Here is a 16,242-nt window from a genome sequence, read left to right on the forward strand (position 1 = left end):
ACACTGCTCCGGCTCGGCATCCGGCGTCGGGCCTCGGGCACAGGGCTCCTTGGATCGTGGTCAGTCGATCGGCTTGCCGGGCTGCTCGTGGGTGGCGCAGTGGATCCCGCCGCCTCCGGTGGCGATGGTGTCGACGTTCACCTGCACGATGTCCCGCTTGGGGAAGTGCTCCTGCAGGATTCCCCGCGCCCGGCTGTCGGCCTTCCTGTCACCGAACTTGGGCATGTACACCGCGTCGTTGCCGATGTAGAAGTTCGCGTACGTCGACAGGAAGTCGTCGCTGTAGCCGGTGATCAGGTCGGGGTCGGGCTGCGGGAGGTCGATGACCTCGAAGCCGCGGCCTTGAGCGTCGGTCGCCTCGCTCAGGACGGACATGGCCTGATCCGATGAACGTGACCAGGAGTCGGCGGGCATTCCCGGGAACGCCCGGTCCAGCAGGATCACCCCGGGCTCCGTGAACCGTACGAGACTGTCGACGTGCGCGTCGGTGATGTCCTCGCCGCGAACGCCCTTCAGCCAGATCACCTTCTCCATGCCCAGGAGCTCCTTGAGCTCGGCTTCGATCCGGTCGCGGGACTTGCCCCGGTTGCGGTTGTCGTTGACGATCGAGCTCTCGGTGATCAGGAGAGTCCCCTCGCCGTCCGTCTCGAAGGAGCCACCCTCGGCAACGAGAGGTGCCTCGATGCGAGGGATCCCGTACTTCCGCAGGAGCTTCCGGCCGACCTGTGCGTCGTTGTCGTGAACCTGCTTGTTTCCCCAGCCGTTGAAGTTGAAGTCGACCCCGAGGATCTCTCCGTCCTCCTCGACGAACACGGGGACGGTGTCGCGGGCCCACAGGTCGTCGACGGGGAGGGAAATGACCTCGACACCGGAGCCGCACGCCTTCTGGGCCGCGGCACGCTGGTCCGGCCGGGCCATCATCACGACGTACTCGTAATCCGCGATGCTCCGGGCGATACGCGCGATGTCCTGGCGCACGTAGGGGAGGTCCTCACCCCAGACGGAATCCAGCGCGGGCCACGACATGAAGGTGCGTGCGTGGCTTTCCCACTCGGCGGGCATCCGTAGGCCTTCGCCCGCGGCCTCGCGGTCGGTGGCGGAGCCCGCTGACGGGTCGGGGTCGCTCGGTCCGCATGCCGAGGCAGCGAGGGCGAGCGCGCCCAGTCCGGCGAGCGCACGCAGAGCCGTGCGCCGAGAAGGGGGGAGGTCAGGCATGGGGGGTCTCCGATCGTGAGCTTGCGGGACCAGGATCAGGCGGCCATGGGCATCGCGCGAGGTGAGAAGCGTGGATCGCGGCCTGTGGCTGTGAACGGCGTGCCTGTAGCGCCCATGAATCGCTGGCATCGCGAAGGGTTACGTCTTCGTGTCAGCACTCTATAGACTGAAATTTCAGTCAATTTCATTTACCTCCGGAGAGTCGATCACTCCAGCCCGAGTGCTGGGCGCCCGCCGTTGGGTCCCGTCTTCAGACGGTTCTTGCCCAGAGCGGGAACGCCGCCAAGCTGACCGCCGCTTCGTAAGAGGTGGCGGTCGTGTCGTATCTGGTGGGTGCGCCACGAGGCGCCGTGGAATCGAGCTCCCCATTGTTCATCCGTGAGATCTCCCCGTTCCGTGAACCACGATCATTCACAGCTCAAGATCCACTTTCGGCACACGGCTTAGTGCCCCAGTTGCTCGATCTCCACCGAGACGGCTTCCCGCGTCAGTGCGCGGGCGTGGGCTAGGGGCAGGGCGCCGCTCAGCCAGCGCGTACTCAGTCCTTCCAGGAGCGCGGTGAGCCGCTCCGCGGACGCCGTGAGAGCCGGTGCGGGAGCCGTCGGCCGGATGCGGCCCAAGAGGTCCGCAACATCGTGAATCCAGGTCAGGGTGGCTCTGGCCAAGTCTCCGCGCAGCTCGGGTTCGAAGATCGCGCTGGCGCGTAGCTCGCCCCACACCGTGCTGTTCTCGCGGACTTCGGAAAGGTCCTGGAATTCCAGCAGCAGGGACTGCTCCAGCTCCTGCCGTGCGTCGTACGGTCCGGCGCTGCCGTCCCCGTCGGACGTGTACCGTTCGGCCCGGTCGCTGATGAACCCCAGGGTGTGGCGCAGGACGCCGGACCGGTCATCGAAGTGGTAGTAGATCAGCGCGGTGGACACCCCGGCTTCGTCCGCCAGCTCCTCCATGCGCAGCCCGCGGACCCCTCGCCGGGCTATGACTCGGGCGGCACCTTCCAAGATGGCCCTCCGGCGGTCTGTCGCCACGCGATCCCCCTCCTGAGTGGTCTGAACCAACAGTGTCACATATTGACTGAATCTTTAGTTAAGTGCACCATTCGAGTCGGGTCAGCCATCAAGCTTCGTGCCGGAAGGCACCCTCCCGGGCCTCGTTCTACATCGTCGAAAGAGCCACCGCATGTCCGCTCAGCTTCCTGGTGCACGTCCTGCTCACGCGGCGCTGTCGGCCGACGACCCTCGCGAGATCGGCGGCTACCGACTCCAGGCCCGGCTGGGCTCGGGCGGCATGGGCGTGGTGTACCTGGCCCACACTCCCGGCGGCCGTCCGATCGCATTGAAGGCGGTACGGGAGGAGTTTGCGGGAGATCCCGAGTTCCGCCTGCGCTTCGCCCAGGAAGTGGCCAGTGCCGAGCGCATTCATGGACTGTTCACCGCGCAGGTGGTCGCCTCGGGTGTGGACGCCCCGACCCCTTGGCTCGCCACCGCCTACGTTCCTGGACCATCCCTGCATCAGGTGGTCAAGCGTCACGGCCCGCTCCCGGTGCGAACGGTGCTGCTCCTCGTGGCCGGCATTGCCGAGGCGCTCCAGGTGATCCACCGTGCGGGCGTCGTCCATCGCGACCTCAAGCCCGCCAATGTGCTGATCGCCGAGGACGGGCCCCGCGTCATCGATTTCGGTATCGCACGCGCGGCCGACGCCAGTGCGCTGACCGGGACGGGCCTGCGGATCGGTACCGCATCGTTCATGGCTCCCGAACAGGCACTGGGCCGGCCGGTGTCGCCGGCAACCGACGTCTTCGCTCTCGGCGCGCTCATCACGTACGTGGCGAGCGGCGAAGCCCCCTTCGGGGCGGGGCTCGAGTCGGCCGCGCTGTACCGGGTGGTCCACGAGCAGCCCGACCTCACCCAAGTTCCCCACGACCTGCGGGATTTGCTCGCCTGGTGTCTGGCCAAGCGGCCGGAGGACCGCCCGACGACGGTGGATCTGATCACGGCCGTTCACGCGCATCCCCTGGTCGGACCCCGCCCGGAGTTCGGTGAGGGCTGGCTTCCTCAATCGATCAGCAGCGAGATGGCAGGGGAGGCTTTGGAGCCGGCGCCGGTCCACGCGCAACCCACGCTCGCGGCCCCGGCCGCTCCCGCTTCCCAGCCGCACCCCAGGACCGAAACCCGGATCGGCCGTTCCTCGCGCCGGGCGCGCAGGGGCGGGCGCCGCCTGGCCTTGACGGTGGCGGCGCTCGCGGTCCTCGTGGCGGCCGGTGGTGCCGTCCATCTACTCGACTCCCCGCAGCGGTCGAAGGGCTCGGTCGAGGACACCGCCGGTGGTTCCGCCTCGCCGTCCCCCTCGGTCGAGGATTCCGCCAACGGCCCACCCTCGCCCTCGCCGTCCGCCGCCTATGTCCCAGGCAACCCGAGTGTCGAGCTGACCTCCCCCGATGACAGCTACGAGTTCGACCTGAAGGCCGGGAAGGTCGTTCCCGCGGACACCGCCGCCTGGTATCTGGCGCGCGACGATTCGGAGTTCGTCCTTCCCGAGGACAGCGACGCCTTCGTCTCCGCAGGGGACGAACTCGGCCCCGCCGACTGTGTCCGGGGTATCGAAACGGAGCCGGTCACCGCGATCGCCTTCGCGGACCTGGCCGACGAGCGGCCCTTCTGCGTCCGTAGCTCCGACGGGCAGGACATCGTCATTGTGTGGCTGATAGAGGCATATGACGAGGGCGGGCCGGTCACCGCATCATTTGAGCATCATCGCCGTGAGCAGTAGGTATTTTTACCGGGCACGATCATTGACTGAATTTTCAGTCCGGGGGAGCATACGTGGAACACCCGTAACACCCGCCTCTCGTTCGTTCAGGTAGGAGTCCCATGGACACGCCCACGACGTCTCGACGCCGACTGCTCCAGCTCGGAGCGGCAGCTGTGCCGCTCGCGGCCCTCGGGTCGGCACTGCCCGCGGTGGCCCGCGCTGCCACCAGCCCTTCGGGCGCCACGCTGCGGATGCCCGCAGAGGACGACCGCCATGTGCGGACCTTCATGGCCTGGCCCGCGCTGTCGTCGGTCTGGTCCACTCAGCTCGGCGGTGTCCGCAGCAACATCGCGAAGGTGGCCGACACGATTTCCCGTTACGAGCCGGTCGTGATGCTCGCCCGGCCCGAGCAGGCAGCCGATGCCCGGTATGCCTGTGGTGCCGGGGCCTATTACGGCATCGAGGTCGTCGAGATCGCCAACGACGACCTGTGGATCCGGGACTTCGGGCCCACCTTCGTGGTCGCCCCCGGCGCTGTCGCGGGCGTGGACACCAACTTCAACGGCTGGGGCAAGACCGGCACGCCGTACGCGCAGCCCTACGCGAACGACGCGGCCTCGGCCTCGACCCTGCTCGGCCAGTACGGCATCCAGCGTGTACAGGCCGGTTTCGTCGGGGAAGGCGGCTCGTTGGAGACCGACGGTCAGGGCACCTTGCTCGCCACGGTCAGCTCGCTCGTCAACAGCAACCGCAACCCGGGCATGACCCAGGACCAGGTCGAGCACGCAATGAAGTCGGCGCTCGGCGTCGACAAGGTGATCTGGGTACCAGGACTCGCCGGCCAGGACATCACCGACTGTCACATCGACTGCCTGGCCCGGTTCATTGCGCCAGGACGGGTCATCCTGGACCAGCCAGGCCCCGGCACCGACAGCAAGTGGGTCGCCGTCTACAACGAGACCAAGCAGGCCCTGCTGAGCGCGACCGACGCACAGGGCCGCCGCCTGACCGTCACCGAACTCCCCGGCCCGGACCGCCGTTACATTCGTGGTACGGGTAAGGGCTTCCTGTCCAGCTACACCAACTACTACACGGTGAACGGCGCCGTCCTCGTCCCTCAGTTCGGCGACGGCTACGCCGACGGCGTGGCCTACGCCATCCTGCAGGCCGCATACCCCGGCCGGAACATCGTCCAGCTCAACATCGACAACATAGCGAGCGGCGGTGGCGGCATCCATTGCGCCACCCAGTCCCAGCCGGTCGTTCCCCCGGCTGTCTGACGGGTCGATCAGGTATGACGCGCCGGTCACCGCCCATCGGCGGTGACTGGCCTCCGGCGGTGAATGAGGGCCCGATAGGGTTCGGGCATGGCGTCTCGCAGCACTCAGATCCTCGAAGCCGCCGCCCGGGTGATCGCCCGGCGCGGGGTCCGCGGCCTGCGCGTGGAGGAGCTGGCCGAGGAGGCGGGCGTGTCCACCGCGCTGATTTACTACCACTTCAAGGACCGCACCGGGATCCTGCGCAGGACCCTGGAGTTCATCAGCGACCGTGCCGATCGCTACACGACGCACCGCGGCCCCGACGACGAACCGCTCAGTCCGCGAGAGGAACTGGAACAGACGCTCCTGCTGGAACTCCAGGACACGACCGATGTCAGGGAGAACAGCAGCGCCTGGGGCGAGTTGCGGGCCAGCGCCATCTTCGACGAAGTCCTGCGCGAGGATCTGGCGAGAGCCACCCTGGTCTGGGTCCAGGAGGTGGCGGCCCTGCTGGGCCAGGTCAAGCCGATGGCCCCGGCCGTCGCCCTCGCGGCGGCAGCCGAGCGGCTCACCGCCCTCCTGGAGGGCCTGAGCATGCGCTGGCTCAGCGGCACGCTCCAGATCTCCCACGCCCGGACCCTCATGAGCGAAGCGATCGCCGCCGAGGTCGAACGGCTGGGTCACCAGGACAGGTAACGACGCTCCTGTGTCCGCGTGCTCCGGTGAGGCATACACGATCTTGGTGGCGGCGAGGCGGCAGACCGCGTAGGCGGTTCCGGTGAGATCGTCGGCGGCCTGATGCAGCGCGGTGTCGAGATCGCGGGGGCCCGTGCCGATGGGGAGTACGGCGGTGGCCCTGGTGGTCGGCGAGGTCGTCGGCCACGGCCTGCACGCCGCCGCAACCATGGGCCGGCTGGGCGTCGCCGTGCACAACTTCTCCGCGCTGGACCTGTCTCCCGACGATCTCCTGAGTCATCTGGACGAGCTGGTCGTACACATCGACACCGATGAGGCCGCCGGGGAAGAGGACGGGCGGAAGATGACCGGGGCCACCTGCCTGTGCGCCGTCTACGACTCGGTCACCGGGGTGTGCACCCTCGCCCGGTCGGATCACACGGGGCCGGCGCTGCTTCACCCGGCGGCGCTGTGGACTATCCGTACGTGCCAGTCCGGCTCGCGTCTGGTGTTCTTCACCAACGGGCTGGTCGCGGACCGGGGTGGCTGGCCCCAGGCCACGGCGCATCTGGGTGCGGACGGCACCGCGGGCACCGTCTATCTGCGATCCCGTCCTGAACGCGTCCCGGACGTGCAGGACGTGGCCGGGGCAACCGCGAACCCGGCCGATCCGGGCATGGTGGCCGTCAGTCGGCCGTCCGACTTCCTCACGGCACGCGGCGAGGCGAAGGGCGCGCTCACCGGGCTGGTCCTCTCCCTCGCCGGCGTCGCCCTGCTCGTAGGTGGTGGCGGGATCGCCAACACCATGGTGGTGGGCGTGATGGAACGCCGCGGTGAGATCGGACTGGGCCGCGCGCTGGGTGCCAGGGGCGCGTAGATCACCGTTCAGTTCCTGCTGGAGGCCGTACTGATGGGCTTCATCGGCGGAATCGGCGGGCTGGTCATGGGCAGCCTCGGCGTCTACGGCTACGCCCTCGCTCAGGGGTGGCCGGTCTCCGTCCCCCCACGCGATCGTCGCCGGACCGTCGGTCTCCGTCCTGGTGGCCGCCATTGCCGGTATCCACCCGGCCCTGCGCGCGGCCAGGGCAGCCCCGACGGACGCCCTTCGCTCGGCCTGAGCGGGCCCCAGCGGCCGATCGTTCCGGCCGGTCTCAGTCCAAGATCTTGACTGATATTTCAGTCAGTGTCACAGTGGCTCGAACGCTCCACCTGTGACATTCCGGAGAAGGGTCTCCGGGAGGAAGGCAAGGACACCATGCGTGTGACCAGACCCGTGAGTCGGGGGACAGCATGCCTCTGACCCCCACTGAGCGGGACCGGCTGCTGCTCTTCACGGCCGCCGAGCTCGCGCGGACGCGTCTGGGGCGCGGGCTGCGCCTCAACGTACCGGAGGCGACCGCCCTGATCGCCGATACGGTCTGCGAGGCCGCGCGTGACGGCCTACGGCTGGCCGAGGCCCTCAAGCGTGGGCGCGGCGTGCTCGGCCCGGACGACGTGCTCCCCGGCGTCACTGACGTCGTGACGGAGATCCATGTCGAGGCGGTGTTCGACGACGGCACCCGGCTGGCCGTCATCAGTGAACCGTTCGGCGACGTGGAGCACCACGACGGTGCCCCGGGGGCCGTCCTGCCCCACTCGGACGCCCTGCCGGAGCCGGAACCGGTGATCACTCTGCGGGTCCGCAACACGGCCGCGGTGCCGGTGAGCGTGACCTCGCACTTCCACTTCTTCGAGGCGAATCCCCGCCTGGACTTCGACCGGGCCGCCGCGTACGGCATGCGGCTCGCTGCCCCGGCCGGGGCGTCCACACGCTTCGATCCCGGTGCAGTCGTCGAGGTCGGACTCGTACCGATGGGCGGAGCGCGGATCGTGATCGGTTTCGCGGGCCTGGTCGACGGGCCGCTGGACGCGCCCGGTGCGAAGGCGGAAGCCCTGCGGCGCGCCGCCGCATGCGGCTACCTGGGAGTGGAGGGAACAGAGCGATGAGCAGACCCACCAAACACAGTGACCACTGCGCGCCGGGCAGCAGCCGGCACATCGATCCGCACGAGTACGCCACCGTGCACGGTCCCCGCGCGGGGGACCAGGTACGGCTCGGCGACTCAGGGCTCGTCGTGCGGGTGGAGTCGGACTCGCAGGCGCACGGCGACGAGTTCCTGGCCGGTTTCGGCAAGACCGCCCGTGACGGAATGCATCTGAAGGCCGCGGCCGTCCGTGACACCTGTGATGTCGTGATCACCAATGTCCTGGTGATCGACGCGGTGCTCGGCATCCGGAAGGTGTCCATCGGCATCCGGGAGGGCCGGATCCACGCGATCGGGCGGGCAGGTAACCCCGACACCCTCGACGGCGTCGACGTGGTGGTGGGGACGGGCACGACGATGATCCCGGGCGAGGGCCTGATCGCCACCGCCGGTGCGATCGACACCCATGTCCACCTGCTCTCCCCGCGGATCATGGAGGCGTCACTGGCCTCCGGCGTCACCACGATCATTGGCCAGGAGGTCGGGCCGAGCTGGGGCGTCGGCGTGAACTCCCCATGGGCGCTGAAGCTCGGCTTCGGCGCCTTCGACGCCTGGCCCGTCAACATCGGCTTCCTGGCCCGGGGGTCCGCGTCCCACGAAGCGCCCCTGGTCGAGGCGCTGGCCGAGGGCGGTGCCTGCGGTTTCAAGGTGCACGAGGACATGGGTGCGCACACCCGCGCGCTCGATACGGCCCTGCGGGTCGCCGAGGAGCACGACGTGCAGGTCGCCCTGCACAGCGACGGCCTCAACGAGTGCCTGTCGGTGGAGGACACACTGAGGGTCCTGGAGGGCCGGACGATCCATGCCTTCCACATCGAGGGCTGCGGCGGCGGACACGTACCCAACGTCCTGAAGATGGCGGGCGTCCCGAACGTCATCGGCTCCTCCACCAACCCGACCCTGCCCTTCGGCCGGGACGCCATCGCGGAGCACTACGGGATGATCGTCTCCGTACACGCGCTCAAGACGGACCTGCCGGGCGACGCCGCCATGGCGCGTGACCGGATCAGGGCCGGGACGATGGGTGCGGAGGACGTGCTGCACGACCTCGGCGCGATCGGGATCACCTCTTCCGACGCGCAGGGCATGGGCCGGGCCGGGGAGACCGTCCGGCGCACGTTCGCGATGGCCGGGAAGATGAAGGCCGAGCTGGGCCCGATGGAGGGCGACGGTCCGCACGACGACAACGCCCGGGTCCTGCGCTACATCGCCAAGCTCACCATCAACCCGGCGATCGCCCACGGCCTCGCACACGAGGTCGGTTCCGTCGAGATCGGCAAGATGGCCGACATCGTGCTCTGGCGCCCGCCGTTCTTCGGCGCCAAACCGCAGATGGTCCTCAAGTCCGGATTCCCGGCATACGGGGTCACGGGCGATCCGAACGCCGCGACCGACACCTGCGAGCCCTTGGTCCTGGGCCCGCTGTTCGGCGCCCACGGAGCCGCCCCGGCGGAGCTCTCCGTGGCCTTCGTCAGCCGCGCCGCCGCCGAATCGGGCTCCTTCGGCTCGCCGTCCGACGCTCTGGGCACCCGGCGCAGGCGCGTGGCCGTACGGGGGACCCGCGGTATCGGCCCGGCCGACATGCTGCACAACGCCCGGCTGGGGCAAGTGGACGTCGACCCGCGCAGCGGCCTCGTGACCCTCGACGGCGATCCGATGCGTTCCGAACCGGCGCAGCAGGTCTCACTGAGTCGCCTGTACTTCCTGTGACCTGCCCGGCTGACTGAATTTTCAAAAACATGCCTCTCCTCTTGACTGAATTTTCAGTCGGCAGGAAGATGCTGTTCACACCGCGTACCTGTCCTGTGCTTCCGCCAGGCTGAGCCGGCCATCGCCGACGGGTACTTCTGACGAAACGAAGAGAGACCCGTGATGACTGCATTCCGTATGCCTGCCGAGTGGTCCGAGCACGAGGGGTGCCTGATGGCCTGGCCCGTCCGCGAGGACCTGTGGGGCGGCGTGCTGAACGACGTCAAGGAGGAGTACGCGAACGTCGCCCGCGCGATCGCCGAGTTCGAGCCGGTGACCATGGTCGCGCCGCCCGGCCACGGCGAGGAGGTCCGGACGAGGTGCGGCCACGAGATCACCGTGGTGGAGATCGAGCAGGACGACTCGTGGTTCCGCGACTCCGCCCCGCTGTTCGTGCTCGACGGTGACGGCAACCGCGCCGGGGTGGACTTCCGCTTCAACGCCTGGGGCCGCAAGCACCACCCCTACGACTCCGACGACCGGGTCAGCGGCCTCCTCCTGGAGCACCTCGGCGTGGAGCGCATCGCCTCCGACATGATCCTCGAGGGCGGGGCGATCACGGTCGACGGCGAAGGCACGCTGATCACGACCGAACAGTGTCTGCTGCACCCCAACCGGAACCCAGGGATGAACCGGGACGAGATCGAGACCGAGCTGAAATCCCGGCTCGGAATCGACAAGGTTGTCTGGCTTCCGTACGGCGGCCTGCTGGACACGGAGACCGACGGGCACGTCGACGGCGTCTGCGCCTTCGCCGCTCCCGGCAAGGTCGTCGTCTCCCTGCCCGACGACCCCGCGCATCCCGACTACGCCCGGATGCGCGCCAACCGCGCGGTGCTGGAGGTCACCACCGACGCGAAGGGCAGGCCGTTCGAGATCGTCGACGTCCCGCAGACCGCGTTCGCCGACATGGCCGAAGGCGAGGTCGAGGTGTCCTACCTGAACTACTACGTGGCCAACGGGGGAGTCGTCGTCCCGGTGGCCGGTGTGCCCCAGGAGGACGAAGCCCTCGCGGTCATCGCCGCGGCGTACCCCGGCCGCAAGGTCGTCGGCGTGCGGGCACCCGCTATCGCGTTCGGCGGCGGCGGGGTCCACTGCATCACCCAGCAGATCCCCGCTGTAGCCGCCACCGCCTGAATCGAGAACGGACCGCTCCCGGAGTGCCCCTCCAGCGGCCCTCCGGCCCCGCCCCCCTCAGGAATGAGAGCGCGACGATGACCACACCCCAGCCCCTCGGCAGTAGACGCCCCCGCGGCCGACGCGGACGAATCGCCGCGGCGATGGCAGCCCTGACCTCCCTCGCCGCACTCGCGGCCTGCTCCGGCCCGCCCAAGGGCGGCGACACCAGCGGCACCGAGGTCAAGCTCTCCGCCTCCACGCCGCGGGCCCGCGGCGAGATCGACTCGTTCACCTGGGCCGTCTACGCCGAGCCGCCCACCCTCGACTACACGCTGGCGTTCGACTACCCGCAGAACACGATCCTGTCCAACGTGTGCGAGAGCCTGATGCGCTGGACACCGGGGCTCACCCTTCAGCCGGGCCTGGCGCAGAAGGCATCGAACCCGGACCCCACCACCTGGGTCTACGACCTGCGCTCCGGCGTGCGCTTCCACGACGGCAAGGTGATGACCGCAGACGACGTGGTCCACAGCCTCGGGCGGCAGATGGACCCGGACAACGCCGCGGCCTGGGCCCAGGTCTTCCAGAACGTCGCTTCGCTGACCAGGACCGGACCGCTGCAGGTCACCGTCAAACTCAAGAAGCCCGACTCCCAGTTCCCGCAGTACATGGCGACCGCCGCGGGTGTGGTCGCCTCCAAGGCCGGCGTCGAGGCAGCGGGCGAGGACTACGGCACCGCCGGTGACCTCGCCTGCACCGGCCCGTTCAAGCTCGGCACCTGGAGCAAGGGCCAGTCGATCGAACTCGAGCGTTTCGACGGCTACTGGGGTACCAAGGCCAAGTCCAAGAAGGCCGTCTTCCGGGTCCTGACCGACCCGTCCGCGCGCACCAACGCGATGCTCAGCGGGGAAGCCGACGGCGGCTACCTCATCCCCACCGAGAGCTACGGCCGGTTGAGCGAGAGCGGCCTGGGAACCCTGTACTTCGGCGAGGGCCTGAGCACGGTCAACGTCAACATCACCAACATGAAGGGCGCGCTCGGTGACGTCCGAGTACGCCGCGCGCTGTCCCTGGCGCTGGACCGCTCCGGGTTCGTCAAGGCCGGGCTCGGCGGCGCGGGCACCGTCACCAACTCGCTCACCACCCGGGCCGCCTGGGCCGGAGCCTCGGAGAAGACCAGACAGACCGCCTTCGGCGAGCTGCCGCCCGGTACCCAGGACATCGAGAAGGCCGAGGCGCTGATCAAGGAGGCCGGGGCCACCGGCAAGACCCTGACCGTCGCCACCAGTGCCATCGGCCAGGACGTCTCCCTCCTCGCCACCGCAGTCCAGGCGGCAGGCACCCAGATCGGGTTGAAGATCAAGCTCAAGACGATCGCTCCGAACGCCTTCACGGCGCTCTTCACCGATCCCCAGGCGCGCGAGGGCATCGACATGTTCCCGCTCACCCAGTACGGCTCGATCACCGACCCACTGGACCTGCTGCAGAATTTCAAGACCGGTGCCTACATGAACTACGCCGGCCACAGCGACAAGGGTTACGACGCGCTCGTCGACCAGGCCACCGCCGTCTACCAGCCGGAGCAGCGGATGGAGATCGAGGCCGAGCTCCAGAAGCACGCTGCCGAGCAGCTGCTCTGGATCCCGGTTGCCGAGTGGCCCACCGCGGTCTTCCTCAACAAGAGGATCACCGGCGCCCCCACAACCATCTCGTACATGTACTACCCGTGGGCCGCGGATGTCGGGGCAGCGGGCGTGGGGGCCACGAAGTGAACTTTGCGAGATTCGCCGTACGCCGGGTGGCGGAGATGGCCGCCACCCTGCTCGGTGCGTCGTTCGTGGTCTTCGGCGCCATGTACCTGGCACCGGGCAACCCGGCCAGCTTCCTGCTCTCCGGACGCTCGGCCTCACCGGAGGCCCTCGCCGCGATCAACGCCCAATACCACCTGGACGAACCCTTCCTCGTCCGGTACCTCCGCTGGCTCGGCGACATCGTCCAGGGAGACTTCGGGCGGTCCATCACCTACCGCACCGACGTCTCACGTCTCCTGGCCGACCGCCTCCCCACCACGTTGCTGCTCGTCGTGATGGCGCTGGTCGTGGTCGCGGTGATCGGCCTGCTGCTGGGATGGGTCTCCGCCGTACGCGGCGGTGGCACCGACTCCGCCATCCTGGTCGGGACCACGTTCGCCGTCGGTACCCCGTCCTTCGTCGCGGCCGTCCTGCTCCAGGGCCTGTTCGCCGTGAATCTGGGGTGGTTCCCCAGCAGCGGTTCCGGCGACGGCTTCGGTGACATGGTCTGGCACCTGACCCTGCCCGCGATCGCCCTCGCGCTCTATCTGATCGGCATGCTCGCCCGGGTCACCCGGTCCGCCATGCTCGAAGCCCTCGACAGCGAGCACGTCACGGTCGCCCGCAGCAGGGGTGTCCCCGAGCGCCAGGTCATCCGCCGCCACGTGTTCCGCAACTCGCTGGGCACTGTCCTCACCACCGGCGGACTGATCGTCGCCACCCTGCTGGTCTGCACGATCCTCGTGGAGACCGCCTTCAGCATCGGCGGCGTCGGCCAGCTCCTGGAGCTGTCCACCACGACCAAGGACTTCCCGACCGTCCAGGCCATCTCCTTGATCATCGTCGCTCTCTTCATGACCGTGAACCTGATCGTCGACCTGCTGCTGCCTCTGGTCGACCCGCGGATCACCCTCGGATCGAGGAGTTCCTCCGTATGACCGCCGTCCTGACCCGCCGGCCCGGACTCTCCAGGATCCGCACCGCCCGGTCCTCTCTGTACCTGGTCTGCCTGGGCCTTGTCGCCCTCGTCACCGCCGCCGCGCTCCTCGCGCCATGGGTCGTGCCCTACGACCCCAACGCGGTCGACCTCGGCAACGCGCTGGCCGGCCCTTCCCCGGAGCACCTGCTCGGCGTCGACGCGGCGGGGCGCGACACCCTCTCCCGGCTGCTTCTCGGCGCGCGCACCTCGCTCCTCGGGCCCCTCGGGGTCGTGGTCTTCTCCACCCTCGCCGGTGTCGCGATCGGAATGGCCGCCGGCTGGCGGGGCGGCTGGCTCGACTCGGTCCTGTCCCGCAGCACCGAACTGGTCTTCGCGTTCCCCGGCATGCTTCTGGCGATTCTGGTCATCTCGATCTACGGGGAAGGACTGCTCGCCCCCGTCGTCGCCCTCTCCATCGCCTACCTGCCTTATGTCAGCCGCCTCACCCGCTCCCTCGTCCTGGCCGAACGCAAACGCCCCTATGTCAGCGCCTACCAGGTGCAAGGACACTCGGCACTCCAGATCTGCCTGCGCCACATCCTGCCCAACATCGCCCCCGTCGTCCTCGCCCAGTCCACCATCAACTTCGGCTACGCGCTGATGGACCTCGCCAGCCTGTCCTTTCTCGGACTCGGTGTACCCGCACTCACCCCCGACTGGGGCCGCATGGTCTTCGACGGCCAGACCGCCATCCAGCACGGCTACCCGCTCTCCGCGGTCCTGCCCTGTGTGTTCATCGTGCTGACCGTCGTCGCCTTCAACGTGGTCGGAGAACGCTGGGCCGACCGCGTCGCCAGGAGGACCCCATGAACCCGAGGGACCCGATGAGACCCACGCGCACCCTCGACATCCAAGGACTGCGCATCACCCTGCCCGGTACGGCCCGCCCCGTCCTCGACGGCGTCGACCTCCACGTCTCCGCCGGCGAGACCGTCGCCCTCGTCGGCGAGTCAGGGTCCGGGAAGACCCTCACCTCGCGCAGCGCTCTGAACCTGCTGCCGCCCGGCGCCGAGGTCGAGGGCGCCGTCCGCGTCTGCGGCCAGAACGTGCTCACCATGAACGCCGGCCAGCTGCGCGCCCTGCGCACCAGCACGGTGGCCATGATCTTCCAGGACCCGCGCGCCGCCCTCAACCCACTGCGCCGCATCGGTGACTTCCTCACCGAGAGCGTGACCCTGACCGGGAGCATGAACCGGACGGACGCCACCGCCCGGGCCACCGAACTCCTCCAGGCGGTCGGTCTGGACGACTCCGCCCTGCACAAGTACCCCGGTCAGGTCTCCGGCGGCATGCTGCAACGCGTCATGATCGCGGCGGCGCTGATGGGGGACCCCGCCCTCCTCCTGGCCGACGAACCGACCACCGCGCTCGACGTCACCACCCAGGCCGAGGTCATCGCCCTTCTGGCCGAGCTCCGCGAACGCTTCGACACCGGCCTGCTCTTCGTCACCCACGACCTCGACCTCGCCGCCGCCATCAGCGACCGCGTCTACGTGATGTACGCCGGGCGGATCGCGGAGAGCGGCCCCGCGAAAGCCCTCTTCGCGCAGTCCAGGCATCCCTACACCTCAGCGCTGCTCGCCTCCACCCCCCGACTGGAAGCCCCTCGGGGGAGGCTTGCCGCCATCGATGGCCAGCCCCCCGATCTCCGGCAGGAACTGCACGGCTGCGCGTTCGCCGCCCGCTGCCCCCTCGCCACGGAGATCTGCGACCAGGAGGCTCCGAGGCCGCTGCCCGCACCCGGCCTCCCGGACCACCAGGCCGCTTGCCATCACAGCGACCGTCTCGAAGGGAGCCCTGTCGATGCCTGAGAACGTACTGGAGGCCGTCGGCCTCCGACGCACCTACGGAAGCGTCCGCGCCGTCGACGACGTGTCCTTCGCCCTTCCCGAGGGCGGATCCCTGGGCATCGTCGGTGAATCCGGGTCCGGCAAGACCACCACCGCCCGGATCGTCGTCGGTCTGGAACAGGCCGAGGCCGGCGACGTCCTCGTACGCGGCCGGGCCCGCAGCGCGCGAGGCCGAGGCCGGGCCCGGCGCCTGGCCCGGGCCCGCGAGGTCCAGATGGTCTTCCAGGATCCGTACCTCTCCCTCGACCCGAGGACCAGCGTCGAACAGGTGCTGCGCGAAACCCTGCGCCTGCACTTCCCCGGCACGGACCACGACCGGCGCGTCCGCGAGCTCCTCGACCAGGTCGGCCTGGGAACCCGCGCCGCCGACGCCCGGCCGCGGCAGCTCTCGGGCGGCCAGCGCCAGCGCGTCGCCATCGCCCGGGCCCTCGCCGTGGAACCGGCCGTCCTCGTCCTGGACGAGGCGGTCGCCGCGCTCGACGTCTCCGTACAGGCGCAGATCCTCAACCTGCTCGCCGACATCCGTGAGGAGACCCGGATCGGCTACCTGTTCATCACCCACGACCTCGGCGTGGTCCGGTGCGTCACCGACGACGTCATCGTCATGCGCAAGGGCCGCGTCGTCGAGGCGGGCCCCACGGCCGAGGTGCTCGCCGCACCCCAACACCCCTACACGCGGCTCCTGCTGGAATCCGTGCCCCGCCCCGGCTGGGACCCCGAAGCGATCGCCGCCGCCCGCCGGGCACTCTGACCGCCTGTTGACGAGCGAGCGGCCGCCGCTCGGTCCCTCGGCGCGGCCGCTCGCATGTCCCTCGGTAACCCCCCCACCGCGCA

The 16,242-nt window shown here is 69.2% G+C and carries 14 protein-coding genes; 12 read left to right on the forward strand and 2 right to left on the reverse strand.

Features of this window, described 5'->3' with window-relative positions:
• Positions 1 to 60: 60 nt before the first annotated feature.
• Together ACWGO0_RS28865 and ACWGO0_RS28870 are read right to left on the reverse strand one after the other, a co-directional pair.
• Positions 61 to 1,215, reverse strand: a complete 1,155-nt coding sequence (locus tag ACWGO0_RS28865) for an agmatine deiminase family protein (protein ID WP_453541280.1) — start codon at positions 1,213 to 1,215, stop codon at positions 61 to 63.
• A gap of 443 nt (positions 1,216 to 1,658) precedes the next feature.
• A complete protein-coding gene (locus ACWGO0_RS28870; RefSeq protein ID WP_453541283.1) occupies positions 1,659 to 2,240 on the reverse strand; it encodes a TetR/AcrR family transcriptional regulator in 582 nt (193 codons plus the stop codon).
• Between the two features lie 151 nt (positions 2,241 to 2,391).
• On the opposite strand from ACWGO0_RS28870, the gene ACWGO0_RS28875 reads away from it, so the two are divergent.
• The 12 genes from ACWGO0_RS28875 (at position 2,392) to ACWGO0_RS28930 (ending at position 16,159) form a co-directional block, all read left to right on the forward strand.
• Complete coding sequence (locus tag ACWGO0_RS28875) at positions 2,392 to 3,981, forward strand: serine/threonine-protein kinase (RefSeq protein WP_453541286.1); 1,590 nt, start codon at positions 2,392 to 2,394, stop codon at positions 3,979 to 3,981.
• 101 nt (positions 3,982 to 4,082) lie between these two features.
• Entirely contained in the window at positions 4,083 to 5,243 is a 1,161-nt protein-coding gene (locus ACWGO0_RS28880; protein ID WP_453541289.1) for an agmatine deiminase family protein, read from the forward strand.
• 87 nt (positions 5,244 to 5,330) lie between these two features.
• Positions 5,331 to 5,918, forward strand: coding sequence for a TetR/AcrR family transcriptional regulator (locus ACWGO0_RS28885; RefSeq protein ID WP_453541292.1), 588 nt, complete (start codon positions 5,331 to 5,333; stop codon positions 5,916 to 5,918).
• A 154-nt stretch (positions 5,919 to 6,072) separates the two neighbouring features.
• Positions 6,073 to 6,774, forward strand: coding sequence for a SpoIIE family protein phosphatase (locus tag ACWGO0_RS28890; protein ID WP_453541295.1), 702 nt, complete (start codon positions 6,073 to 6,075; stop codon positions 6,772 to 6,774).
• A 413-nt stretch (positions 6,775 to 7,187) separates the two neighbouring features.
• Positions 7,188 to 7,883, forward strand: a complete 696-nt coding sequence (gene ureA, locus ACWGO0_RS28895; protein WP_453541298.1) for an urease subunit gamma — start codon at positions 7,188 to 7,190, stop codon at positions 7,881 to 7,883.
• Positions 7,880 to 9,631, forward strand: a complete 1,752-nt coding sequence (locus ACWGO0_RS28900; protein WP_453541301.1) for an urease subunit alpha — start codon at positions 7,880 to 7,882, stop codon at positions 9,629 to 9,631. Before ureA ends, ACWGO0_RS28900 begins: the two co-directional genes overlap by 4 nt.
• 162 nt (positions 9,632 to 9,793) lie before the next feature.
• A complete protein-coding gene (locus tag ACWGO0_RS28905; protein WP_453541304.1) occupies positions 9,794 to 10,807 on the forward strand; it encodes an agmatine deiminase family protein in 1,014 nt (337 codons plus the stop codon).
• 143 nt (positions 10,808 to 10,950) lie between these two features.
• Complete coding sequence (locus ACWGO0_RS28910; RefSeq protein ID WP_453541307.1) at positions 10,951 to 12,561, forward strand: ABC transporter substrate-binding protein; 1,611 nt, start codon at positions 10,951 to 10,953, stop codon at positions 12,559 to 12,561.
• Positions 12,558 to 13,517, forward strand: a complete 960-nt coding sequence (locus tag ACWGO0_RS28915) for an ABC transporter permease (protein WP_453541310.1) — start codon at positions 12,558 to 12,560, stop codon at positions 13,515 to 13,517. The genes ACWGO0_RS28910 and ACWGO0_RS28915 overlap by 4 nt, the downstream gene beginning before the upstream one ends.
• The gene (locus ACWGO0_RS28920; protein ID WP_453541312.1) at positions 13,514 to 14,368 is read left to right on the forward strand and encodes an ABC transporter permease; all 855 of its coding nucleotides are present in this window, start codon (positions 13,514 to 13,516) and stop codon (positions 14,366 to 14,368) included. Before ACWGO0_RS28915 ends, ACWGO0_RS28920 begins: the two co-directional genes overlap by 4 nt.
• The gene (locus ACWGO0_RS28925; protein ID WP_453541315.1) at positions 14,365 to 15,369 is read left to right on the forward strand and encodes an ABC transporter ATP-binding protein; all 1,005 of its coding nucleotides are present in this window, start codon (positions 14,365 to 14,367) and stop codon (positions 15,367 to 15,369) included. The genes ACWGO0_RS28920 and ACWGO0_RS28925 overlap by 4 nt, the downstream gene beginning before the upstream one ends.
• Complete coding sequence (locus ACWGO0_RS28930; protein ID WP_453541318.1) at positions 15,362 to 16,159, forward strand: ABC transporter ATP-binding protein; 798 nt, start codon at positions 15,362 to 15,364, stop codon at positions 16,157 to 16,159. The genes ACWGO0_RS28925 and ACWGO0_RS28930 overlap by 8 nt, the downstream gene beginning before the upstream one ends.
• Positions 16,160 to 16,242 lie beyond the last annotated feature (83 nt).

The organism is Streptomyces sp. NPDC055749 (assembly GCF_053617235.1).